Consider the following 23015-nt stretch of genomic DNA (forward strand, 5'->3'; position numbering starts at 1 on the left):
CTGTGAATTCAGAGCTTTTTTAGTAATTTAGATTAAAAACAATTATAGATTTTATTTATCAAAAAGTATTTTATCGATAGATAAAACTGTGTATATTTGCATTGTAAAATTAATCAAATTAAAAATTAGAAAATTATGTCTTTAGTAGGTAAAAAATTTCCAAACGTAACGATTGACGCAATGTCTGAAATGGGTGATGATCTTAGAATCAACATCTTTGAAGAGACTACAAAAAACCAACAAAAAGTGCTTTTGTTCTGGTATCCAAAAGATTTTACTTTTGTTTGCCCAACTGAGCTTCACGCATTTCAAGAAGCTTTAGGTGAGTTTGAAAAAAGAAACACTAAAGTGATTGGTGCTTCTTGTGATACAAACGAAGTACACTTTGCTTGGTTGAACGTTTCAAAAGACAACGGTGGTATTGAAGGAGTTACTTATCCGCTTTTAGCTGATACTCACAGACAATTGGCAAACTTATTAGATATTGTAGATCAAGATCTAGAATTTGACGAAGAAGGAAATGAGTATTTCACAGGTTCAAACGTAACCTACAGAGCAACCTATTTGATCGACGAAACAGGAAAAGTATTCCACGAGTCGGTAAATGATATGCCTCTAGGAAGAAATGTAAAAGAATATTTAAGATTAATCGACGCTTATACTCACGTTCAGAAGCACGGTGAGGTTTGCCCTGCAAACTGGGAAGAAGGTAAAGACGCGATGAAAGCTGACAGAACTTCTACTGCTGAATATTTAGCGAAGAACTAAGACAATGTGGTAATTTGAAAATGAGATAATTTGAAAATTAATCACATTGGTTATTTAATAATTATCTCATTTTCTATTTCTAAGAGTCAGTTTAAGTTTTATTATTTTAAATTCTTTAGGATTAACTTTTTGAGGTTCTCAATCAGTTTTTAGTGTAATTCTCGCTGATTTTGCTGATTAAGCAGATTTGTTTCAATGTTTTTAATCTGCGAGATTTCTACAATCTGCAAGAGAAACTATGAATTTAAAACAGACTCTAAACATTTTCAAATTAATAAATTCTCAAATTTTAAAATTAAACTTATGTATACAGAATTAACAGAAGATACGTTACAAAATATCGTTAATGAAAACGAAAAAGTAGTTGTACAATATGGTGCCACTTGGTGTGGAAACTGCAGAATTATGAAGCCTAAATTCAAGAAATTAGCTTCAGAAAATGATGCGATTCCTTTTTTATATGTTGATGCTGAAAAATTGCCAGAAAGCAGAAAATTAGCAAAAGTAGACAACTTGCCTACGTTTGCAATCTTCAAAAATGGTGAATTGGTCAACCAAGTACAAACTAACCAAGCAGAAAGTTTAATTAACTTGTTTAACGAATTGTAATAAGGAATTTACTTTTTTAGTGAATCCATATTACTTATAAAAATAAAAATCAGATATGAAACTGCCAATTATAAGACAATTTTATCAAAACCAAACTCCAGAAAATTTAGAAAAAACGTTAGAGGTTTTAGAATCTTTTACAGAGTTTAGAGGAACTACCGAAGAAGATATGAATGTTGCAGGTGAATTGATTACCAATATTTGTGGCGCTTTGGAAGTTCATGCTAACGTACAAAACGGAATGAGCGAGAAAGATGCTTTAAACTCTTTTGCACAAAAGGTTTTAGGCTCAATTGATAAATAGTATTTAATCACGAATGTTTTCAAATAAAAGACTAAAGATTAGTGTTATTTGTTATAAAAATTAGAGCTATTCGTGTTTAAATCTCAAAAATAAAATCCCGATGAAAAACATCAGGATTTTTTGGGTTTATAAAAGTTTAGGATAATTTATATCTCAAAACTCATCATTTATAATTCTAAATTAGCTTCTTCGGCTCATTAATATTCTTAAAATATACCAAAATAATAACATAATAGAAGCAAAAAGCTGTAAAGAAGCGCCAACATATTGATCAATTGTATAAGAATCTTTCAACTTACTCGTTTGATATAAAATCGTTACAGAAGCTAAGATTACCATTCCTACCGAGAACCAAAGCCCAAGGTCAAAACCGAAAATCATTCCTGCAACAATTAATCCTAAAGCGATAAAACCTCCTATTGTAATAATATTTCTAAGGAACGAAAAATCTCTTTTAGAAGTAAACGCTACTGCAGAAACCCCTGCAAACATTGCAATAGTAAGAGTTGCTGCCTGAAAAATCAACTGCCCTGTATTAGGATATGCCATTGCCATATACATCATCGGCAAAAAGATAATTGCCTGAAGCACGGTGTAAAGAGCAAGCCCCAAATATTGAATCGACCTGCTTTGAGCTAAAGACCATTTGTTTGCTAAAAAAGAAGCCAACCAAAACAGTCCTAAAATCAAAAGCCAGCTGTATTTCTGCCCGACCATCATATACACTATTTCGCTCGGAACAACGGCTAGCAAAGTAGTTTCAACAGCAATAAATGCAAGAATTGCAAAAGCAACATGCAAATAGGTTTTTTTGTAAAAATTAGCCTTTTCTACATCCGAAGAATGTGCGACTAAAACATCTGTCATCATAAGTTTTCTATTTATATTTTTTAATTACTATAATTCGGTTTTACCCCAAGTATTTTACCATCGTTCTCAAAAATAACGGTAATCAAATCTCTTGGTGGGTCATTTTTATCATCTTCATATTTGTATTGAATCGCAGGATACGTCTGATTATCTAAAAGCTTTTGATAGCCAGATTCATACACTTCCGTCTTTCTTTCAAAGCTTATTCCGCCGGAAAGTTTCTGAATCATGTTTTCGTTTACCATGCTCTTTACTTTTTCAGAAATAAGCAAACCAACTGCTTGTTTATCTGCTGTTTTTAGCGCAGAAACAAATTTGGAAAAAGACTGATTGTACAATTCAATTTTATCTTTAGGTATGCTGGCTAAAACATCCATTGCTGGAGTTTGAACCTCTACTTTACTTATATTTTGTGCAGATGCAAAAGTGATAGCGAAAAGACCTAAAGCTGCAAATATTTTTTTCATGTCAAATAATTTTTAATTTGGCTGATCTAATTTAAGACAAATAAATTAAATACCTTCCAAAAATTTCATTGTATCTACATTGTCTGCGTAGGTATTCAATCCTGGGTTTTGTGCTTCTCCGAATGGAATTGAGGCTATTTCAAGCTCACTTTTCGCGACAATACACTGAATATTTTCTTCATTTTCAGCAATGAAATTTTTCACTTCATCTAAAGAAGAATATCTGCTAAAATTAATCACAGAAAGCGGACTGAACAATTGATTATCTTCTTTCAGCATTACAAAATTATTATCCCAGAATTTATCTTGGTTTAAAAGATAAACCGCTCTGTTATAATCATAATTATTGGCATATTTATTATGGTTAATAATATCTTCAAAACCAATAAAACTCTCAAACAATCTGTCGATTACAAAATCTTCAGGAATAAAAATTCTAGTTACATTTCTGCATCCTAAACCAAAATATTGAAAAATATCTTGCGCTAAAAGCTTCAGTTCTTCTTCTGTTTCATCGCCTTTTAAAACAGCAATTGAAGTTCTGTTTTTACGGATAATGCTTAAATGATTTTTAAAATAATATTCTAAATATCTTGCTGTATTATTGCTTCCTGTCGCAATCACTGCATCAAAATTCTCTAATCTTTCTACCAATTCAAAGTCAATTGTTTCTTCAGAAAACTCGCTCCATTTTTTAAGTAAAAAAGGAACCATTAGTCTGTCTTTTGAAGAAAGTTTAATTAAAGGAATATGATTGCTTAAAATTACAGAAATCACATCGTGAAATCCTACCAAAGGAATGTTTCCGGCAAGAATTAATCCTACTTTTTTTGCTGTTTTTGAGGGTGAATAGCTCTGCAGCCACTCATTTATATTCTCCTGATTCAACAATTCAGACCACTGCTTTAAAGCATACTTCTGATTATCAGCCGTAAACCACGGGTTTTCAATTTCCGATTTTTTCAACACCTGTTGAAATTCAACATCACTTTCATTATATTCTTCAGAATTCTTTGCTAAAAACTCTTTTATATAACCGCTTAACTTATTTAGTCCTAAAACTCTTTTTTCGATATTCATAATTACTGTAAAATTGGGGAATATTTTGTAATTTTGTGCAAATTTAAAAAAAATTAGCGATGGCTATTAAAATAACTGATGAATGCATTAATTGTGGGGCTTGCGAACCAGAATGTCCAAACAATGCAATATATGAAGGAGCGGTAGATTGGAAAGCATCCGAGGGTACTGAACTTTCAGGAACTGTAACTTTACCATCAGGTCTTACAGTTGACGCAAATGCACCACAGGAACCTGTGAGTGACGACGTTTATTTTATTGTAACAGACAAGTGTACAGAATGTAAAGGCTTCCATGAAGAGCCACAGTGTGCTGCGGTTTGCCCTGTAGACTGCTGTGTTCCGGATGAAGACCATGTAGAATCTGAAGAAGCTTTGCTAAACAAAAAAGCGTTCTTACACGGTGAATAAAAACTACCGTCTCATACATTATGAGACGGTTTTATTTTATATTTAAATTAAATCTCTTCAAATAGTAATAATGAAACCGCAGATTTTATTTATCTTGAATAAAATTTGCAAAAACAACAAGTAAAATTATGAGCAAAAAGCACAATTTCAGCGCAGGACCATGTATCTTACCTCAGGAAGTATTTGAAAAATCAGCAGAAGCAATTTTAGATTTTAATGGAATTGGTTTATCAATTCTTGAGATTTCGCACAGGAGTAAAGATTTTGTTGCGGTGATGGATGAAGCTCGTGCGATTGTAAAAAGATTAATGAATCTTGGTGATGATTATGAAGTTCTGTATTTGGGAGGCGGTGCAAGTCTTCAATTTGCAATGGTACCTTACAATTTGATGAAAGTGGGCGGTAAAGCAGCTTATCTCGATACCGGAACTTGGGCTGCAGGAGCTATAAAAGAGGCTAAAAAAGTAGGAAGTGTAGATATTGTAGGTTCTTCAAAAGAAGAAAATTACTCATTCATTCCTAAAGATTATAAAATAGGTGCAGAATATGATTATTTTCACTGTACATCAAACAATACTATCTATGGAACTCAAATGAAAACTTTCCCTGAAGTAGACACTTTAATGGTTTGTGATATGAGTTCTGATATTTTCTCAAGACAATTAGATTTCTCAAAATTTGATTTAATCTACGCCGGAGCTCAGAAAAACATGGGACCAGCAGGGGTGACTTTAGTGGTTGTGAAAAAAGAAATTCTTGAAAAAGCAGGAAGAGAAAATATGCCTTCTTATTTTGATTATTCTCAACACATTGCTAAAGAATCAATGTACAATACTCCACCGGTTTTCCCTGTGTACGCATCTTTGCTTACGTTACAGTATTTAGAGAAAAACGGAGGTATTGCAGCGGCAGAAGCAAGAAATGAAGCGAAAGCTAAATTATTATACGACGAAATAGATTCTAACCCATTGTTTGAAACATTCTGCGTGAAAGAAGACCGTTCGTTAATGAATGTTTCTTTTAAACTAAATGATGATTCTAAAAAAGAAGAATTTGATGCAGCATGGAAAGCCGCAGGAATTAATGGTTTAAACGGACACAGAAGCTTGGGAGGCTACAGAGCAAGTATGTATAATGCATTGCCAATAGAGAGCGTACAAGTTTTGGTAGATGTAATGAAATCTATAAAATAATTCAGCAATAAAGAAATCAAGATTTAAAAGATGTTTTTCATTCTCTTAAATTTTCTTAATTTGCGCAACTATTTATTTTTTAAATTCATCTTAAAAATATTAGATAAAAATAATGAAAGTTTTAGCTAACGACGGAATCTCCCAAGCTGGAGAGCTCGCTTTAAAAGAAGCCGGAATTGAACTGCTCGATAACAGAGTTGCTCAGGAGCACGTTATCAATTTCATCAATGAAAATAACGTAGATGTTCTTTTGGTGCGAAGTGCTACCAAAGTTAGACAAGATTTGATTGACGCTTGTCCTAATCTTAAAATCGTCGGAAGAGGCGGGATTGGGATGGATAATATCGATGTAGAATATGCCATTGAAAAAGGATTGTATGTAATCAATACTCCTACTGCTTCATCAAAATCGGTGGCAGAGTTGGTGTTTGCACATTTCTTTTCTTTAGCAAGATTTTTACATGAATCTAACCGATTGATGCCATTGGAAGGAGATACCCATTTCAATGCCATGAAAAAGTCTTTCAGCAAAGCTTACGAACTTTCAGGAAAAACGTTAGGCGTCATTGGTTTTGGAAGCATTGGCCAAGAAGTCGTAAAAATGGGAATTTCTTTAGGAATGAAAATAAAAGTTCTTACAAGAAAACCCAGAACAGAAGTTTTAACCTTAAATTTTTTTGACGGACAAACTTTAAATTTTGAAATTACTTCGACGAATGATACCGACGAGTTTTTAAAAGATGTAGACTTCATCAGTATCAATACGCCACAAACTGAAGGATACATTATTGATACTCCACAGTTTGAAAAAATGAAAGACGGTGTTTACATTGTCAATACAGCAAGAGGAGGCGTCATCAATGAAGTTACTTTGCTCGATTTTATAGAATCTGGTAAAGTGGCAGGAGCCGCTCTAGATGTTTTTGAAAACGAACCGTCACCTGAACTGATTTTGCTAATGAACCCTAACCTTTCTCTTACACCGCATTTAGGAGGAAATACTGTAGATGCACAGGAGAAAATAGGAGTAGAACTTGCTCATCAGATTATTGAAATTAAAAAGAAACTATAAATTATATATGCCAGTTTTTAAACCTTTCCGTGGAATACGTCCTCATAAAGATTATGAGTCTACGTTTCCTACTCATCCTTTAGATAATTTCACACAAGCTGAAATTGCTGAGAAAGCTCAAAAAGAGAAAACTTACATCAATATGATTAAACCCTATGTTGTAAGTAAATCTAAAGATGTAGACAGGAATTTAAGGAAAATACGGACTACTTTTGAAGAACTTTTAGAAGACAAAACCTTAGTTCAGGATAGCTCTGCCTATTATCTTTATGAGCAGACTTATCCAAACAAACAAAAATTCAGAGGACTTCTTGGCTTATCGAGTATTGAAGATTTCTGGAACGGCAAAATAAAAAGGCACGAAAGTACCATCCCTCAAAGAAAAGAAAAGCTGGCGCATTATCTTGATAAAGTAAATCTTCAGGCTGAACCTGTTTTGCTGACCTATCCGTCAAATTCAAAGATTGAATTGTTGATGAATCATGAGGAAAAAAATGTTCCGATTTTCAATCATATAGATACTATTGGCATTAGACATAAAATCTGGCGAATAGACAACCGCCTGAAACTGCAACAATTCAAAGAAGTAATCGACCAAATCGATTCTTTTTATATTGCAGACGGTCACCACAGAATTGGTTCTACAGCCCTTCATGCAAAACGTTTGAAAGAAAAAAATAAGCGTCATAACGGAACTGAAGCTTATAATTTTGTCTATAGTTTTATTGTTTCTAATCAATCCATTAAAATTCACGATTATAATAGAATTTTAAGCAACATCGGAGATTTATCTACCGAAGATTTCTTGAAAAAACTGGAAACATATTTCCTTATTCACGAAAAAGATCAGACCGCATACTACCCTTCTCAGAAGTTTCATATTTCAATGTATTTGGATGGAAAATTCTATTCACTTCACGTAAAGCATGAATTGCGTTCTCCGGAGATGTCATTAGACAATCTTGATCATCATATTTTAGATAAATATATCATTAAAGATATTTTGAATATTGAAGATTCAGACAGCTCAGATCAGATTACTTACGTGAAAGGAACTTCAAATCTTGAAGGAATTAAACTATTGAAAGAGAAAATCGATAATGGCGAAGGAAAAGTAGGTTTTGGAATCTATCCTGTAAGTTTTAATGATATGATTAAAATATCTGATTTAAAGTTACGTATGCCTCCAAAATGCACATTTATCGAGCCCAAACTTGTTAGTGCATTATTAATGTATGATATGAAATAGTTTTTGCCGACTAGCGGATTGCTTTTAGCTTCCCTTTCAAAGTGAAAATTATGATAATATATTTCCTCAAAATTACTTTCTCATATCTTCTAGAGAGTAATTTTGAGGATTTTTAATTATAAGCATAATCTAAATCTACCATACTTACTGAATTTTTCTTTATTTTTATGCTCCGAAAAGAAAACGGTCAGTAAAAATGAAAAAAATCTTACTCATCATATTTCCACTCTTTTTGAGTGGTTTTTTATTTTCTCAAAAAAAGACTCCGGCAAAAAAGCCAAAACCAATTCCTAAATTCAACTATCATGAAGAATTTAAGAAAATCTCTGATGAAATTTTTCTTCACGGAAAAGCTTACGATAATCTTGGTGAATTGACTAAAGGAGTCGGTCCTAGATTTAGTGCAACACCAGGATATACAAAAGCAACTGAATGGGCCGAAAAAAATCTTAAAGAAGCCGGCGCTGAAAACATATGGAAACAGGAAGTAAGAGTTCCGATTTGGATTAGAGGAAAAGAATCTTTACAGATTAAAACGTCCAGCGGTGACTGGAAGTCTATAAAAATGCTTTCTTTTGGAAATTCTGAAGGAACAAAAGGTAAAGACCTTATTGCTGATATTCTTTTGGTGAAAGATGTTCAGGAATTGGTAAATCTTAGAACTTCCGATGTAAAAGATAAAATTATTTTTGTTAATTATCCGATTGACCCTACCGTTATCAGTACCGTAGATTCTTATATGATTACTGCAAAATCTAAACTTATTTCGGCATCAGTTATTGGACAAAAAGGAGCGAAAGCTTTAATCATAAGGTCATTAACAACTGCTACGGATGATATTCCTCATGCAAAACAAATTTATTACGAACCTGACGACAAGGCAAGAATACCTGCAATGACCATTGGTGTTCGTTCTGCGGATGAACTTGAGCAACTTCTCAAGAAAACAGGCGTAAAAGCTAAAATTAATATGTCTGCTGAATCAAAAGGCGAAACGATTAATCATAATATTATCGGAGAAATTCCTGGTAAAAAAGATTCAAAAGTAATTGTTCTCGGTGCCCAACTCGATTCTTGGGATTTTGCCGAAGGCGCCCATGACGATGGAACCGGAGTGGTACAATGCATGGAAGTTTTAAGGACGTTTAAAGCTTTGGGGTACGACAATAATCACACCATAAGAGTTGTTCTTTATGCTAACAGTGAAAATGGCGGAATGGGTAGAGAAACCTACGCCATGAGTGTAAAAAAGAAGGAAGAAAAACATATTTTGGCTTTAGGAAGTGATTCCGGAGGATATTCTCCGCGTGGTTTTTCGTTAGATATGTCGCCACAAAGAAGAAGGCTTATTTTCGAATGGAAAAACTACTTTTTGCCGTACGGAATTTATGATTTCGACCAAACCTATGCAATTCAGGATATTGCACCTTTGAAAAAACTAGATATTCCGTTGGTAGAAATGGTGGTTGATACCCAAAGATATTTTGATTATCATCATTCTGAAAAGGATACTTTTGATAAAGTAAACAAAAGAGAATTGCTTCTCGGAGCGGTTGCTATGACCCAGCTTGTTTTTATGATTGATAAAAACTGGTAGGTAGTTTTAAGAATATATTAATTTCAAATAATCACAGAAAATACTTATCAATACATTAAAAGATTTAAACTATTTTAAATACAATTCGGCTGAAGAAAAGAAGAAATTTGAAGATACTATAAAACGTTATGGTTCAAATCGAAAAAATCTTAATAAACTAATCAATAAATTCACATTTAATTATGATTACAGAACTTATTTAATTGATGAAAGTATAGATGATGATATTTTATTAATTGATAAAAATGGTAGAGATGATGAGTGGGAAGAATTTGCTTTGAGTTCTGAATACATCAACAATGGAGATTTCAATAATTTTCTGGAAACACTTGGCCTTTCTATTTCTTATTCTGAACTGATTTTATTTGATGAAAATAGCGAAGTCAAAACTTCTATCATCATTATCAACAACACAGAATATAAAATTCAATATCCGTATTTGAAGGAGGAAATATTATTAAGCAGTTTTGCAGAAACTATAAATAAAGAATTAATAAAAGTAAACGCACAGGAGCGATGTTATTTAATTGATCGATATCCTACAATAATGATATTTATTTCTGAAGAAATTTATAAATATCTAATTCAATTGGAATCTGATAATCGTTTTGAAATATTAAAACCAGAAAAATGGATTCAAAAATTCATCACAAACTAATCTAAGGTAATAGTTATATCATTGTACACTTTCTCAAATCCAGAAATATGAAAAATATTCTATCAACTGCTATTGTCTTTTTAAGTCTAAATGTATTTGGGCAGACTCAAGAAGACTCAATCCAATTCAGTAAAATTTCAACAGAAATTTTAAACAAAGGAAAATCGTATACCGAACTTAGAGATTTAACCAAAAATATAGGTCATCGTTTGAGCGGTTCTGAAGCTTATGAAAAATCGGTGAAATGGGCCGAACAAAAATTGAAAGAAGCCGGTGCTGATAAAGTCTGGCTGCAGGAAGTAATGATTCCGGTTTGGGAAAGAGGAAAAGAATCTTTAAAAATAAAAGCTCAAAACGGTAAATGGAAATCTTTAAAAATGCTTTCTCTTGGTAATTCTGAAGGAACGAGCGGAAAAGATGTTTCGGGAGAAATCATCATGGTAAAATCTTTAGCAGAATACGACAAACTAAGCCCTGAACAGGTAAAAGATAAGATTGTTTTCTTTAATCATCCTTTCAGCCAGTCTTATGTTCAGACTTTCAAAGCGTACAGCGATGCGGCAGTTTATCGTTCTACGGCTGCTTCATTAACCGCTAAAAAAGGTGGAAAATTTGCCATTGTAAGGTCGCTTTCTTCGGCATTTGATGATGTTCCACACACCGGAGCAATGAGATATGGAGATTCTGATAAAATTCCAGCCGTTGCCATTGGAAACACCACTGCAGACGAATTGGAAACGCTTTTAAAATCACAAAAAATCACCGCTAAACTCAACTCAAATTGTGGTATGAAAGGTGAGAAACTCTCCCACTCTGTCATCGGCGAATTAACAGGAAAGAAAGATAAAAGCGTTATCGTTGTAGGTGGGCATTTAGATTCTTGGGACGTTGGTGAAGGAGCTCATGACGATGGAGCCGGAATTGTACAAAGCATTGAGGTTTTAAGAACTTTTAAAAATTTAGGCATAAAAAACAATCATACCATTCGAGTCGTTTGCTTTGCAAATGAAGAAAATGGTGTGAAAGGTGGCCAACAATATGGAAAAACTGTAAAAGAGAATAACGAAAAGCATCTTTTTGCTTTAGAATCCGATGCGGGAGGTTTTTCACCAAGAGGAATTGCTTTAGAAATGGATGATGATAAAATCAATCAGATAAAGAGCTGGTCTCCCCTATTTCTTCCTTACGGAGCCTATGATTTTGACGGAAGATATTCGGGAACAGATATTTACCCTTTAAAAGATATGGGAATTCCTACAGCAGAGCTCGTTCCCGATTCTCAGCGCTATTTTGATATTCATCACACCGAAGAAGATACTTTTGAAAAAGTCAATCGTCGCGAATTGTTATTAGGAGCAACAATTATGACGCAAATGATTTATATGATTGATAAAAACTGGTAAAAATAGAAAGTCCTCAAATTTTGAGGACTTTTTTAGTATATGACATTTTTTAAACCGTAAAATCAACAAAAGATTTTATGACAGATAAACTATTCAAAAGCTATCAAAACAGACTTTAAATGAGGATTTTATATTTTGTAGACTTTTGAATTTTTCCTTATTCAATTGTTTCTTTTGCGGTTAAAAAGTTATTTCAAATATTCTTTTTTAGCTATCGTAAAATCTAAAACTTTACCTTCTCTTTTCACTTTTACATCAATAGAATCTCGATTTTTTTCTATCCGATTTTGAAGATAGTTACAAACCGATTCTTTATCTAAATTTTCTAAACTTATATTGTTGATGCTTAGAATTTCGTCGTCAAGTTTAAGAGGCATATCATTTCCGTTAAAAAGTAAAACCACCATTGCTTTTTGGTCCACAAATCGATAGGCAAAGCCAAAAGATTCTAATTTTGAAGGGTAATCTTTAATTTTATTTAAATAGATTTTATTGTTTTCCCAATCGATTATAAATCTGAACTTTTTCAAAAACTCATTTCCAAGCAGACTTGAAGAACCGGTAGAGATAATTTCGTTTTCAAATTTTTGTTCGGCCAGAAACACTTTGTCTGGTTTAAAATAATAAGAACTCTCCGGTTTTCCTGCTCCGAAAGCTCCGATGGAAGCCGTTCCATAAGTTTCAACAAACTTCCCTTTGCTATTTTTTGCATCGTATTCCTGATTAGAAATTCTCACTGTTCCTGTAAATCCGGTATCAAAAGTAAGATTGATTTTCTTATCTAAAATATAAGCTTCTATAACAGGCGTTTTCTGAGGTTTTGGCTTAAAAGACCATACAGCTTCATACCCTTCTGTAGGAAAATTTGCCAAATCTTGAGTTGCTTCTATTGAGTTTTCAGAATAATTAATTCTCCAGAAAAGCTTTGCCATTTGATTGGCTCCGATAATACCATCAATTTTAAAGCATTCAAATTCAATTCCTTTTAAATCCATCACAACAGCACCAATCTTTTTGAAAGTAATCTGATTAATTATTATTTCAGGAACTTCTGTAAAAATTTGCTCTTGCTTATTTTTTTTGGAATCGGTGACTTTACTGCGATGTTTTCTCTTAAGATTCAGCTCATTATAAATTGACGTAGAAATTACAGTAGGCGCTCCAGTATCAAAAAGAAATTGATATGTTTTCCCATTAATATTTACCTTAACAAAAGGTAATTCGTTAATATAAGTCAGATTAATTTTTTCAACAGGATTTTTTAGTTCGACTTCCCCATTTTCAAAAAATCGTTTTCCTTGTGCTGAAGCTAAAATTGTAATAAATATTAAGACAAAAAAGAAATGTTTTTTCATGACTTATTTTTTATAAAAATAGTGTTTTATCATGAATGAGATTGAATGAATATCAAAAGGTTAATATGCTTTATTTTAAACAAACCTTAGCTTAATATTAATTTAAACCAAAATACGGTTTCCCGTAAAGAAACAATTTAATATTTGTGTATTATTGCATTACAAAAACTAATAACCATGGAAATTTTACTCATTGTAATATTTGCTGCATTGGCTGTGTATTTTTATACCCAATCTAATAAGTTGAAGAATGAAATTAAAAATAAGAATCTTACAATTAATGATTTAACACAAAAAATAAATCAGTTTCAAACTGAAATAGTAAAGTATCAGACTGATAATAATTCTCTAAAAACGAATCTTCAGTCTGTAAAAAAAGACTTTTCCTATGTTCAAATTACCAATCGGGAACTAAAAGATAAAATTGCAGAACTGAGTCAATATCAAAACATTATTGATGTAAAAGTTGAGTGTGAATATTTGCTTAAAAAAGCTCAGAAAGATTACGAAAAACTAAGAGAAAAAGGCAATCAGGAACTATCTGAAGCTCAGGAAAACGCAAAAGAATCGCGTAGAAATATCAAAGAATTAACCGAAAAGAAACAGAGGGAAATAGAACTTTTATATGAAAACGCGGTAAGAGAATCTAATCGAATCATCGATAATGCTGAAAATAAAGCAGAAACTATTGGCGGCGATGCGTACAGAAGCCTGAGAGAAGCTAATGAAATTGCAGACAGAATTCAGGCCATGAAAAACGTTATTGAAGGTTACGGAAATGAATATCTTGTCCCGAGTTATACTCTTTTGGACCAGCTTGCAGAAGATTTTAGTCATAAAGATGCCGGAGAAAATCTAAAAAAACTTCGTCAGAATAACAAAATGATGATTATTAACCGACAAGCCGGAATCTGTGAATACATGGATGAAGAAAGGCAAAAAACGGCGGTAGATTTTGTCATTGATGCCTACAACGGAAAGGTAGATTCTATTTTATCAATGGTAAAAAAAGATAATTACGGAATTTTAAAACAGAAAATAGAAGATGCTTTTCAGCTGGTTAATTTTAATGGAAAAGCTTTCCGTAATGCAAGAATCTCAGAAGTTTATCATCAGGCAAGACTTGAGGAACTTAAATGGGCAGTTGTGACACAGGAATTAAGAGCAGCTGAACTTGAAGAGCAGAGAGAAATTCGCGAACAGATTCGTGAAGAAGAGAAAGCTCGAAAGGAATTTGAAAAAGCAATAAAAGACGCCGAAAAAGAAGAGCAAACTTTAAAAAGGTTAATAGAAAAGGCTGAAGCTCAAGTTTCGAGAGCTAATGAAGAACAGAAAGCTCTTTTCCAGCAGAAATTGGAGGAGCTACAAGGAAAACTTGAACAGGCAGAAGAAAAAAATCAAAGAGCTATCTCCATGGCACAGCAGACAAAAAGCGGAAATGTATATGTAATTTCAAACATCGGTTCGTTTGGAGAGCACATTTATAAAATTGGAATGACAAGACGTTTAGAGCCTTTAGACCGAGTTCGTGAACTGGGAGATGCAAGTGTTCCGTTTGAATTTGATGTACACGCAATGATTTATTCGGATGATGCTCCTGCTTTAGAAAGACAGCTTCACAAGAAATTCCTTAAAAATCAACTTAATAAAATCAACCCCAGGAAAGAGTTTTTCAGACTTAATCTAAGTGATTTAAAAAATCATTTGGAAACGATTGGAATCAATTGTAAATGGACACTTTTAGCCGAAGCAAAACAATACAGAGAAACTTTAAAACTTGAAGAAGAGATGAAAACCGATAAAACGCTTGAAGCGGAATGGGAACTTTACCAAAAAACTGCTGATTCCGTTAATTACGAGGAACTCATTGAAGAAATTTAAGTTTCATAAACAATTCATTTATTGTTATTTAACTAAAAACTTACAATAAATGTGAAATTTTTCTTTGCTGGTATTAAAAAACCTTATATATTTGCACCACTGAAAACAACGATACAATCGGAGTTTAAGGAGAGGTGGCAGAGTGGTCGATTGCGATAGTCTTGAAAACTATTGACTGTAACAGGTCCGGGGGTTCGAATCCCTCCCTCTCCGCTAAAAGAGTCTTCAATTTGAAGACTCTTTTTTTTGTTTAAAGATTAAAACGGATCAATGCCAAAACCGGATCAATGCCAAAACCTGGGGACTAGGCAAAAAGTTTTGATAATCTGAATAGGAAAAATGCTTTATCTCGTACACCTCGAAGTTGTAACCTGAAGTTTTTTATTTTGGCATTGAAAGATTCTGCTGAAGCATTTGTGCTTCGCTGGTTAAAATAATTGAGAATGCCGTTGTAGTTATGCATAATAGTTTTTGTTAAGGTATTAAAGGATTTAAATCCAGATTCTTCCACTTCTCTAAACCAATGGACTAACTTTAACATAGCGACAGATTTTTGAATGTTCTGATTATAAATTTTCCTGAGCCCATCTGATAAATTGTACGCCTTTTCTAAATCGGGATACTCCTTAAATAGGATTTTTGCTCTTTGTTTTTGTGATAAAGTCCACTTTTCTCTAGTTTTATAAAGCAGGTATCTGCTTCTTGCTAAAAGTTGCTTTCGGGTGTCATCGTTTTCAAAAACTTTAATTATAGGTTTTCGCTTCTTTTGTTTCGCTTCCGTGAGCAAGTTATTTTCTTGCTCAATGGCCTGCCAGCGATGCTTAATCCTTATTTCCTGAAGGGCTTCTGTGGCGAGTTTCTGAACATGGAAGCGATCGATAACCGGTGTTGCATTAGGAAAACATTTTTTGGCAATAAGTTTCATAGACCCAGCCATATCTAAAGTAATTTCCGTTACTTTTATTCTTAATTTTCTGTTGATTTTAAAAAGATGTTCAATTACTGTTTCACTCTGTATTCCTCTGATAATGGCTACAATTGAGCCTTTTCTACCCTTTCCCTTTTTTGAGGTGAGAACGGTATAGAGTTCGCCATCAGAAAGGGCAACTTCATCCAGAGAGAGCTGCTCTGAAATATTTTGAGGATGCAAAATCCAGTCTTCGGCGTGCGGTTTTTGCTCCCAATTTTTAAAATCGCTGAGGGAATGTTTGTACTGTCTTTGAAATTTTCTGCCCTCCACACCGTAAAGCTCTCCAATGGTTTTGCAGGACAAGGCTTTAGCATCGGCAGATTTTTTTTAAGAACTCGGCAAAATCTTGTGTCATGCGTGTTCCTTGGGCAATAAGAGTCCAATCTCTTTGGAGAATATTCCCCGTTTTCGTGTCTGTCCACCTTCTTCGTTTGATGTGGAGTTTTACGGTTTTTCCACGAAGCGGAAAATCATCCACCGTAATTTCTTCTAAAAAACCTTTGGAATACAAGGTTAAAGAAGAAAACTCTTTTGGAATCCTACTTTTCTCTTCGAAATAAAGATGTAAAATTTTGTTTTCTTCTTCAAAATTTATAATATCGAAGTGCTCGATTAAATATTCTGGTAATAATAATTTGAGTAGCCCGGCATCGTTAATCATACCCCAAAATTAAGTATTTTTATTTTTCTCCCCAGGTTTTGGCATTGATCCATGTTCTGATTATAAATTTTCCTGAGCCCATCTGATAAATTGTACGCCTTTTCTAAATCGGGATACTCCTTAAATAGGATTTTTGCTCTTTGTTTTTGTGATAAAGTCCACTTTTCTCTAGTTTTATAAAGCAGGTATCTGCTTCTTGCTAAAAGTTGCTTTCGGGTGTCATCGTTTTCAAAAACTTTAATTATAGGTTTTCGCTTCTTTTGTTTCGCTTCCGTGAGCAAGTTATTTTCTTGCTCAATGGCCTGCCAGCGATGCTTAATCCTTATTTCCTGAAGGGCTTCTGTGGCGAGTTTCTGAACATGGAAGCGATCGATAACCGGTGTTGCATTAGGAAAACATTTTTTGGCAATAAGTTTCATAGACCCAGCCATATCTAAAGTAATTTCCGTTACTTTTATTCTTAATTTTCTGTTGATTTTAAAAAGATGTTCAATTACTGTTTCACTCTGTATTCCTCTGATAATGGCTACAATTGAGCCTTTTCTACCCTTTCCCTTTTTTGAGGTGAGAACGGTATAGAGTTCGCCATCAGAAAGGGCAACTTCATCCAGAGAGAGCTGCTCTGAAATATTTTGAGGATGCAAAATCCAGTCTTCGGCGTGCGGTTTTTGCTCCCAATTTTTAAAATCGCTGAGGGAATGTTTGTACTGTCTTTGAAATTTTCTGCCCTCCACACCGTAAAGCTCTCCAATGGTTTTGCAGGACAAGGCTTTAGCATCGGCAGATTTTTTTTAAGAACTCGGCAAAATCTTGTGTCATGCGTGTTCCTTGGGCAATAAGAGTCCAATCTCTTTGGAGAATATTCCCCGTTTTCGTGTCTGTCCACCTTCTTCGTTTGATGTGGAGTTTTACGGTTTTTCCACGAAGCGGAAAATCATCCACCGTAATTTCTTCTAAAAAACCTTTGGAATACAAGGTTAAAGAAGAAAACTCTTTTGGAATCCTACTTTTCTCTTCGAAATAAAGATGTAAAATTTTGTTTTCTTCTTCAAAATTTATAATATCGAAGTGCTCGATTAAATATTCTGGTAATAATAATTTGAGTAGCCCGGCATCGTTAATCATACCCCAAAATTAAGTATTTTTATTTTTCTCCCCAGGTTTTGGCATTGAGCCCCAAAACCTGGAGACTAGGCAAAAAGTTTTGATAATCTGAATAGGAAAAACGCTTTATCTCGTACGCCTCGAAGTTGTAACCTGAAGTTTTTTATTTTTGCATTGAAAGATTCTGAATTGAAAAAAATTGTCGGCCTTCAAAATAAATTCAATCCGACAACTCTTGGATTTGATAGATCAGACTACGATCGCTTAAACAGTAAATATAGCTTTTTTACTTTTGGCAATTTTGACGGCCAAAACGACCATAGCTTCGATGTTTACTTAAATAACCCCAAATTTCAGAAAATGGTTGAAGCCTATATAGAATGATAAGCATTATAAAATCCTAACTCTGGTTGGGATTTTTTGTTTTAGACTTAGCCCCATCTTTTTAATTTACGAAAAAATGTAAAATACCCGATGTTTCAAATCAGTCAAGGTTAATCATATTTCGTATTAAAATTGATATTTTAAATAAAGTCTGCCTAATTCTATCGTCTAAGATTACAAGACTAATTTCATACTAATTTATTTAATATTCCCTTCTATTTTAGAGATTCTGTAACAAATCCTATAAGTAATCGTCTAATAAATTAAAATATTAAATCATCAACTATGGAACTCAAAATAAACAACATCAGCAAAACCTACGGAAATGGTTTGAAGGCTTTAGACAATGTTAACCTTACTATTGGAAAAGGAATGTTCGGCTTACTTGGTCCCAACGGCGCCGGAAAATCATCTTTAATGAGAACCATTGCCGGATTACAGGCTCCGGATACGGGAGAAATATTTTTGGGAGACCTGAATGCTTTGACTCAAAAAGAGGAACTCAGAAAAATTCTTGGCTATCTTCCTCAGGATTTTGGTTTTTATCCAAAGGTAAATGCTGTTGAGCTTCTCAATCATTTTGCCATTCTTAAAGGAATTTCAAATAAATCTGAACGTAAAGAAATTGTAGATGGACTTCTTCATCAAACCAATCTTTTCGAAGCCAGAAAAAGAAATGTCAGTGAATATTCCGGTGGAATGCGTCAAAGATTTGGAATTGCACAAGCACTTCTTGGGAATCCAAAATTGATTATTGTGGATGAGCCTACTGCAGGTCTGGATCCTATGGAACGTAACCGTTTCCATAATCTCCTGAGTGAAATTGGTGAAAACACCATCGTTATTCTTTCCACGCATATTGTGGACGATGTTAAAAATCTTTGTAACCGTGTGGTTGTTCAAAATCAGGGTCAGATTATTCTGGATGGTACACCAAAAGGAGTGATTGAGAATTTTCAGGGGAAAATATGGAAAAAACTTATTGAAAAATCGGAAGTTGAGGCTGCTAAAGAAGAGTATCAAGTTATTTCAACCCATATTTCTGAAGGAAAAGTGGAGATTCGTGTTTTTGCAGAAACCCAACCAGATGCAGGTTTCATTCCCGTAGAATCCAACTTGGAAGATGTGTATTTCTCAAGTATCACCAAAAAAACAACAGCAAATGTTTAAAGAACTATTCTCATTTGAACTCAGAAACGGTTTTAAAAAATGGAGTACCCAGATTTATTTTTTGGTCTTTCTTACATTGGGTGTCCTTGTAGGACTGGGAACTACAGGTGCATTTGACACTTCTACTTCAGATTCTATTCTTATCAAAAACTCTTCTTTGGCCATTGCTAAGCTAATTGTCGGGATGAGTGGGAATATTATGGTTCTCATCAATGGCGTTATGATGATCAGTATTATGGCAACAGCCATTCAGAAAGATTATGCGTTTAATTTCCATGGCTTATTATACACGACTCCCATTACAAAAAACGGTTATTTTTTCGGAAGATTTTCTGCTAACTTTCTTTTATCAGTCTATGTTTTCTCAGGAATGCTCATTGGTTATTTCTTTGGAACCCTTTACGGACTTGGAACTCCACAGCTAGGCCCTGTTAATATTTTCAATTATTTATGGCCTTTTTTGGTTTTCACAGTAATTAATACTTTGATTATCGGTTCTATTTTTTTCGCATTAACAACCCTTACAAGAAGTACTTTATCTTCCTATCTTTTCTGTATTATTCTGCTTTTAATTTCGATTCTAAGTGAAAGTATTTTATCAGATATCCAGAACAAAGATCTAGCATCACTCATCGATCCGTTTGGGAGTTTTGCATTGAAACAAACTATCGAATATTGGACTCCTTTCGAACAAAATAAAAACACAGTTCCACTCTCCGGTGTTTTACTATGGAACCGTTTACTTTGGTTAGGCATTGCATTTTTATGCATAGGATTTACCTATCTTAAATTTGATTTTAATCAATTTCTACAACCTTTTTCTCTGTTCAAAAAGAAAAAATCAGATGTTGTAGAAGCCACCTATACTCATTCCGGAAAATCACTGCAGGAAATCCTGAATGTCCAGAAAGATTTTGGATGGATTGCTAAATTAAAAGAGCTTTTCTACCTTTCATTTTTCGAAGTAAAAAGAATTGTTTATACGCCATTTTTTGGCATTATCGGTTTCATTTTCGGTGTAATGCTGATTGTGATTTCTAATTTTATGAAATCGATGTACGATGCGGAAGCTATTCCAGTGACATTTTTGTTGGCAGAACTGTCAGAAGAAGGCCTTTCTTTTTTCCTGCTTTTACTGATCGTTTTCTTCTCAGGAAATATTGTCTGGAGAGAACGTGAAAATAAAATCGATGAACTGATTGGGGTAAGTACCGTTTCCAACTTCAACCTTATGTTTTCTAAATTTTTGGGATTGGTTTGGATGGTTATCATTATGCAGATTTTTTCTAATTTAATCTGTATTGGGATTCAGTTTTACAAAGGATTTTATGATGTAGAACCACTTACGTATTTAAAATTTGACCTTTACAATCTACCTTATTATTTGGTTTTAATAGGTTTCAGTCTGTTTGTTCAACTCGTTGTCAACAATAAATATTTTGGCTTTTTCCTAGCCATTTTTCCAATCGTCTTCCTTCCGATTATATATAATTATCTTGAGCTTGACGGCATTTTGTACAGCTTCAATTCCAATGGTCCTCAACTACCCTATTCTGCTTTGAATGGTTTTGGACAAGTGCTTTACAGCTACTTTATTGTAAAATCGTATTGGATTTTGATGATGCTATTCTTATTGTTTATTGCACTCATGGTTTTCCCAAGAGGTAAGGAAAAAGGATTGTCTAAAAAATATCTTCTTTCAAAAACATCTTTTCATTTGAAACATAAGACCTTGATGTTTTTATTCCTGTTTTCAACTGTTGGGCTTGGAGCCTATATTTATTACAACACTCACATACTGAACAAAATCTACACAGAGGTTGAAATAGAAAAAATGCGTGTTGATTATGAAAAAAAATATAAATATTTAGAAAAAATCAATCAGCCAAGAATTGTTTCTTCAGATTTGAAAATTGATCTCTTTCCTAAAACATCCGGCTGGAGTGTCGATGGAATTTACTATCTAAAAAACAAACAACAGAAACCTGTTGACAGCATTATTATCAAATATCCAAATAATCTTGATGGGCATTACTCTTACCAAAAAATACAATTATCAGCTTCCGGAAAAGAGATTTTCAATGATGAAAAAGCTGGTTTAAAGCTTGTAAAACTCAACCAGCCACTTCAGCCGGGAGATTCTATTGCTTTTAAATTTCAGTATCAATTCCAACCCAAAGGTTTTGCCAACTCCGAGACAGAAACTGATGTGGTAGGAAACGGATCATTTTTCAATTCTCATAATTTACCTGGATTGGGATATGATTCAGAGACAGAACTTTCTGAAAATGATGCGCGAAAAAAATATGGTTTAAAGCCAAAACTGAGAATGGCAAAAGTGAATGACCAAAAAGCGAGAATGAATAATTTCATTTCAAATGACGCTGATTGGATAAGATTTAATACTCAGATTTCTACAGATGAACATCAAATCGCGATTGCACCGGGCTATCTCCAAAAAGAATGGAAAGCAAATGGCAGAAGATATTTTACGTATAAAATGGATTCTCCGATTCTCAATTTCTACGCATTTCTTTCCGCAGATTATCAGGTGAAAAAATCAAAATGGAACGATGTAAACATTGAAATTTATTATCAGAAAGGCCACGAATATAATTTAGACAGAATGATTTCATCTGTCAAAAACAGTTTAAGTTATTACACCAAAAACTTTGGACCTTATCAGCATAAACAAGTCCGAATCATTGAGTTTCCACGTTATGCTTCATTTGCACAATCTTTTCCTAACACGATTCCATATTCCGAAGAAATTGGCTTCCTGACGAAGGTTGAACCCGATAAACCAGAAAAAATAGATCTTCCATTCTACGTAACGGCTCACGAAGTTGCGCATCAGTGGTGGGGACATCAGGTTGCCGGTGCTAATGTTCAGGGAAGCGCCATGATGTCTGAAACATTTTCACAATATTCAGCTTTGATGGTCATGGAGCATGAATACGGCGCTCAAGCTATGAAAAAATTCCTGAGTTATGAGCTTGACAAATATCTAAAGGGACGAACAATGGAATCTAAAAACGAAATGCCTTTGATGTTAGTTGAAAATCAGAACTACATCCATTATAATAAAGGAAGTGTAGTGATGTACGCACTCAAAGATTATCTGGGTGAGGCAAAACTGAATTCGATTTTAAAAAAGTATTTAAATCAGACTCGATATCAGGAACCACCTTACACCAATTCTGTAGAATTTGTCAATCTCCTAAAAAAAGAAACACCGGACAGCCTGCAATATTTGGTAAAAGATATGTTTGAAAACATTACATTGTATGAAAATTATGTGAAAAACCTTTCATACAAAAAAATTGGGAACAAATATGAAGTAAAACTTACCGTGGGAAGTGCCAAGTACAGAGTTGACGGAAAAGGAAAATCCAAAAAAGTTCCGGTTGCTGATTACATCGATATTGCCGTTTTAGGATCACAATCTAAACAATTTCCTGAAGGAAAAGAGCTTATTTTAAAGAAGATAAAAATGGACAAACCCGAAAAAACTTTCACATTCCTCATCAACGAAGAACCTTTGAAAGCGGGACTTGATCCTTACGCCAAACTTATCGACCGTAATGTTAAAAATAATGTTCACGATTTCAAATCTCAACCAACAAAAGTGAATCTGGATGAAGATGACAAATCTAGCGGAGCAGGAATGAAAGTAACTGTAAATACCGGAGATTAAAAATTTTAAATATTCTGAGCCTCCATTGTGAGGCTCTTTTAAAAATTAAGGTACTCAAATTTTTCTTTAAAATAATCCTTTGTACTATTTACAATAATTTTTAAATTACCAAA

At 33.7% G+C, this 23015-nt stretch carries 21 protein-coding genes and 1 tRNA gene; 14 read left to right on the plus strand and 8 right to left on the minus strand.

The features are described 5' to 3' along the window. The first annotated feature begins 135 nt into the window (after positions 1–135). From LO744_RS10780 to LO744_RS10790, 3 genes are all read left to right on the plus strand, one after another. Positions 136–768, plus strand: a complete 633-nt coding sequence (locus LO744_RS10780; RefSeq protein WP_230669270.1) for a peroxiredoxin — start codon at positions 136–138, stop codon at positions 766–768. Positions 769–1071: 303 nt separating this feature from the next. Continuing rightward, positions 1072–1377 (plus strand): thioredoxin family protein, encoded by a 306-nt coding sequence (locus LO744_RS10785; protein WP_230669271.1) that lies wholly within the window; start codon positions 1072–1074, stop codon positions 1375–1377. A gap of 55 nt (positions 1378–1432) precedes the next feature. Continuing rightward, the gene (locus tag LO744_RS10790) at positions 1433–1681 is read left to right on the plus strand and encodes a DUF6952 family protein (protein ID WP_055978832.1); all 249 of its coding nucleotides are present in this window, start codon (positions 1433–1435) and stop codon (positions 1679–1681) included. Between the two features lie 180 nt (positions 1682–1861). On the opposite strand, the gene LO744_RS10795 is transcribed toward LO744_RS10790, so the two are convergent. The 3 genes from LO744_RS10795 to LO744_RS10805 are packed head-to-tail and all read right to left on the minus strand — an operon-like array spanning position 1862 to position 4098. Further along, positions 1862–2551 carry a Bax inhibitor-1/YccA family protein gene (locus LO744_RS10795; protein WP_230669272.1) on the minus strand — a complete coding sequence of 230 codons (690 nt, stop codon included), beginning with the start codon at positions 2549–2551 and terminating at the stop codon, positions 1862–1864. A gap of 20 nt (positions 2552–2571) precedes the next feature. After that, on the minus strand, positions 2572–3018 hold the full coding sequence (locus LO744_RS10800) for a peptidylprolyl isomerase (protein WP_230669273.1): 447 nt from the start codon (positions 3016–3018) through the stop codon (positions 2572–2574). Between the two features lie 45 nt (positions 3019–3063). Next, a complete protein-coding gene (locus tag LO744_RS10805) occupies positions 3064–4098 on the minus strand; it encodes an acyl-CoA reductase (protein ID WP_230669274.1) in 1035 nt (344 codons plus the stop codon). Between the two features lie 59 nt (positions 4099–4157). On the opposite strand from LO744_RS10805, the gene LO744_RS10810 reads away from it, so the two are divergent. From LO744_RS10810 to LO744_RS10840, 7 genes are all read left to right on the plus strand, one after another. Continuing rightward, positions 4158–4508, plus strand: a complete 351-nt coding sequence (locus tag LO744_RS10810; protein WP_191179578.1) for a 4Fe-4S binding protein — start codon at positions 4158–4160, stop codon at positions 4506–4508. 128 nt (positions 4509–4636) lie between these two features. Further along, positions 4637–5701 (plus strand): 3-phosphoserine/phosphohydroxythreonine transaminase, encoded by a 1065-nt coding sequence (gene serC, locus LO744_RS10815; protein WP_230669275.1) that lies wholly within the window; start codon positions 4637–4639, stop codon positions 5699–5701. 112 nt (positions 5702–5813) lie between these two features. Continuing rightward, complete coding sequence (locus tag LO744_RS10820) at positions 5814–6773, plus strand: D-2-hydroxyacid dehydrogenase (protein WP_230669276.1); 960 nt, start codon at positions 5814–5816, stop codon at positions 6771–6773. A 7-nt stretch (positions 6774–6780) separates the two neighbouring features. Then, positions 6781–8022, plus strand: coding sequence for a DUF1015 domain-containing protein (locus LO744_RS10825; RefSeq protein WP_230669277.1), 1242 nt, complete (start codon positions 6781–6783; stop codon positions 8020–8022). A 196-nt stretch (positions 8023–8218) separates the two neighbouring features. Continuing rightward, entirely contained in the window at positions 8219–9619 is a 1401-nt protein-coding gene (locus LO744_RS10830) for a M28 family peptidase (RefSeq protein WP_230669278.1), read from the plus strand. Positions 9620–9896: 277 nt separating this feature from the next. Continuing rightward, a complete protein-coding gene (locus tag LO744_RS10835; protein WP_230669279.1) occupies positions 9897–10277 on the plus strand; it encodes a hypothetical protein in 381 nt (126 codons plus the stop codon). A 47-nt stretch (positions 10278–10324) separates the two neighbouring features. Beyond that, positions 10325–11680, plus strand: coding sequence for a M20/M25/M40 family metallo-hydrolase (locus LO744_RS10840; protein ID WP_230669280.1), 1356 nt, complete (start codon positions 10325–10327; stop codon positions 11678–11680). A 188-nt stretch (positions 11681–11868) separates the two neighbouring features. Here the strand turns inward: LO744_RS10840 and LO744_RS10845 are convergent, their stop codons facing one another. Continuing rightward, on the minus strand, positions 11869–13035 hold the full coding sequence (locus LO744_RS10845) for an aspartyl protease family protein (RefSeq protein WP_230669281.1): 1167 nt from the start codon (positions 13033–13035) through the stop codon (positions 11869–11871). Between the two features lie 177 nt (positions 13036–13212). On the opposite strand from LO744_RS10845, the gene LO744_RS10850 reads away from it, so the two are divergent. Continuing rightward, a complete protein-coding gene (locus LO744_RS10850; RefSeq protein WP_230669282.1) occupies positions 13213–14916 on the plus strand; it encodes a DUF4041 domain-containing protein in 1704 nt (567 codons plus the stop codon). A 128-nt stretch (positions 14917–15044) separates the two neighbouring features. Next, positions 15045–15129: transfer RNA gene (locus LO744_RS10855), tRNA-Ser, on the plus strand. A gap of 91 nt (positions 15130–15220) precedes the next feature. Here LO744_RS10855 and LO744_RS10860 read toward each other — a convergent pair. The 4 genes from LO744_RS10860 to LO744_RS10875 are packed head-to-tail and all read right to left on the minus strand — an operon-like array spanning position 15221 to position 17672. Beyond that, positions 15221–16189 carry an ISAon1 family transposase gene (locus tag LO744_RS10860; RefSeq protein ID WP_230669283.1) on the minus strand — a complete coding sequence of 323 codons (969 nt, stop codon included), beginning with the start codon at positions 16187–16189 and terminating at the stop codon, positions 15221–15223. A 4-nt stretch (positions 16190–16193) separates the two neighbouring features. After that, positions 16194–16547 (minus strand): ISAon1 family transposase N-terminal region protein, encoded by a 354-nt coding sequence (locus LO744_RS10865; protein ID WP_230669284.1) that lies wholly within the window; start codon positions 16545–16547, stop codon positions 16194–16196. Next, on the minus strand, positions 16544–17314 hold the full coding sequence (locus LO744_RS10870; protein ID WP_230669285.1) for an ISAon1 family transposase: 771 nt from the start codon (positions 17312–17314) through the stop codon (positions 16544–16546). Before LO744_RS10870 ends, LO744_RS10865 begins: the two co-directional genes overlap by 4 nt. 4 nt (positions 17315–17318) lie before the next feature. Further along, the gene (locus tag LO744_RS10875) at positions 17319–17672 is read right to left on the minus strand and encodes an ISAon1 family transposase N-terminal region protein (RefSeq protein ID WP_230669284.1); all 354 of its coding nucleotides are present in this window, start codon (positions 17670–17672) and stop codon (positions 17319–17321) included. A 648-nt stretch (positions 17673–18320) separates the two neighbouring features. Here LO744_RS10875 and LO744_RS10885 point away from each other — a divergent pair. Together LO744_RS10885 and LO744_RS10890 are read left to right on the plus strand one after the other, a co-directional pair. Continuing rightward, positions 18321–19205, plus strand: coding sequence for an ABC transporter ATP-binding protein (locus tag LO744_RS10885; protein ID WP_230669286.1), 885 nt, complete (start codon positions 18321–18323; stop codon positions 19203–19205). Then, the gene (locus tag LO744_RS10890) at positions 19198–22902 is read left to right on the plus strand and encodes a M1 family aminopeptidase (protein WP_230669287.1); all 3705 of its coding nucleotides are present in this window, start codon (positions 19198–19200) and stop codon (positions 22900–22902) included. Before LO744_RS10885 ends, LO744_RS10890 begins: the two co-directional genes overlap by 8 nt. The last annotated feature ends 113 nt before the right edge of the window (positions 22903–23015 follow it).

This window comes from Chryseobacterium turcicum (assembly GCF_021010565.1).
Classification (GTDB): domain Bacteria; phylum Bacteroidota; class Bacteroidia; order Flavobacteriales; family Weeksellaceae; genus Chryseobacterium; species Chryseobacterium turcicum.

What these genes read in the sequence shown, in the direction of transcription:
- LO744_RS10830 (WP_230669278.1), top strand. Translation starts at nt 8,219, where the DNA reads ATGAAAAAAATCTTACTCATCATATTTCCACTCTTTTTGAGTGGTTTT.
- LO744_RS10825 (WP_230669277.1), top strand. Translation starts at nt 6,781, where the DNA reads ATGCCAGTTTTTAAACCTTTCCGTGGAATACGTCCTCATAAAGATTAT.
- LO744_RS10885 (WP_230669286.1), top strand. Translation starts at nt 18,321, where the DNA reads ATGGAACTCAAAATAAACAACATCAGCAAAACCTACGGAAATGGTTTG.
- LO744_RS10800 (WP_230669273.1), bottom strand. Translation starts at nt 3,018, where the DNA reads ATGAAAAAAATATTTGCAGCTTTAGGTCTTTTCGCTATCACTTTTGCA.
- LO744_RS10805 (WP_230669274.1), bottom strand. Translation starts at nt 4,098, where the DNA reads ATGAATATCGAAAAAAGAGTTTTAGGACTAAATAAGTTAAGCGGTTAT.
- LO744_RS10850 (WP_230669282.1), top strand. Translation starts at nt 13,213, where the DNA reads ATGGAAATTTTACTCATTGTAATATTTGCTGCATTGGCTGTGTATTTT.
- LO744_RS10795 (WP_230669272.1), bottom strand. Translation starts at nt 2,551, where the DNA reads ATGATGACAGATGTTTTAGTCGCACATTCTTCGGATGTAGAAAAGGCT.
- LO744_RS10840 (WP_230669280.1), top strand. Translation starts at nt 10,325, where the DNA reads ATGAAAAATATTCTATCAACTGCTATTGTCTTTTTAAGTCTAAATGTA.
- LO744_RS10785 (WP_230669271.1), top strand. Translation starts at nt 1,072, where the DNA reads ATGTATACAGAATTAACAGAAGATACGTTACAAAATATCGTTAATGAA.
- LO744_RS10790 (WP_055978832.1), top strand. Translation starts at nt 1,433, where the DNA reads ATGAAACTGCCAATTATAAGACAATTTTATCAAAACCAAACTCCAGAA.
- LO744_RS10820 (WP_230669276.1), top strand. Translation starts at nt 5,814, where the DNA reads ATGAAAGTTTTAGCTAACGACGGAATCTCCCAAGCTGGAGAGCTCGCT.
- LO744_RS10780 (WP_230669270.1), top strand. Translation starts at nt 136, where the DNA reads ATGTCTTTAGTAGGTAAAAAATTTCCAAACGTAACGATTGACGCAATG.
- LO744_RS10875 (WP_230669284.1), bottom strand. Translation starts at nt 17,672, where the DNA reads ATGATTAACGATGCCGGGCTACTCAAATTATTATTACCAGAATATTTA.
- LO744_RS10845 (WP_230669281.1), bottom strand. Translation starts at nt 13,035, where the DNA reads ATGAAAAAACATTTCTTTTTTGTCTTAATATTTATTACAATTTTAGCT.
- LO744_RS10810 (WP_191179578.1), top strand. Translation starts at nt 4,158, where the DNA reads ATGGCTATTAAAATAACTGATGAATGCATTAATTGTGGGGCTTGCGAA.
- LO744_RS10890 (WP_230669287.1), top strand. Translation starts at nt 19,198, where the DNA reads ATGTTTAAAGAACTATTCTCATTTGAACTCAGAAACGGTTTTAAAAAA.
- serC (WP_230669275.1), top strand. Translation starts at nt 4,637, where the DNA reads ATGAGCAAAAAGCACAATTTCAGCGCAGGACCATGTATCTTACCTCAG.
- LO744_RS10865 (WP_230669284.1), bottom strand. Translation starts at nt 16,547, where the DNA reads ATGATTAACGATGCCGGGCTACTCAAATTATTATTACCAGAATATTTA.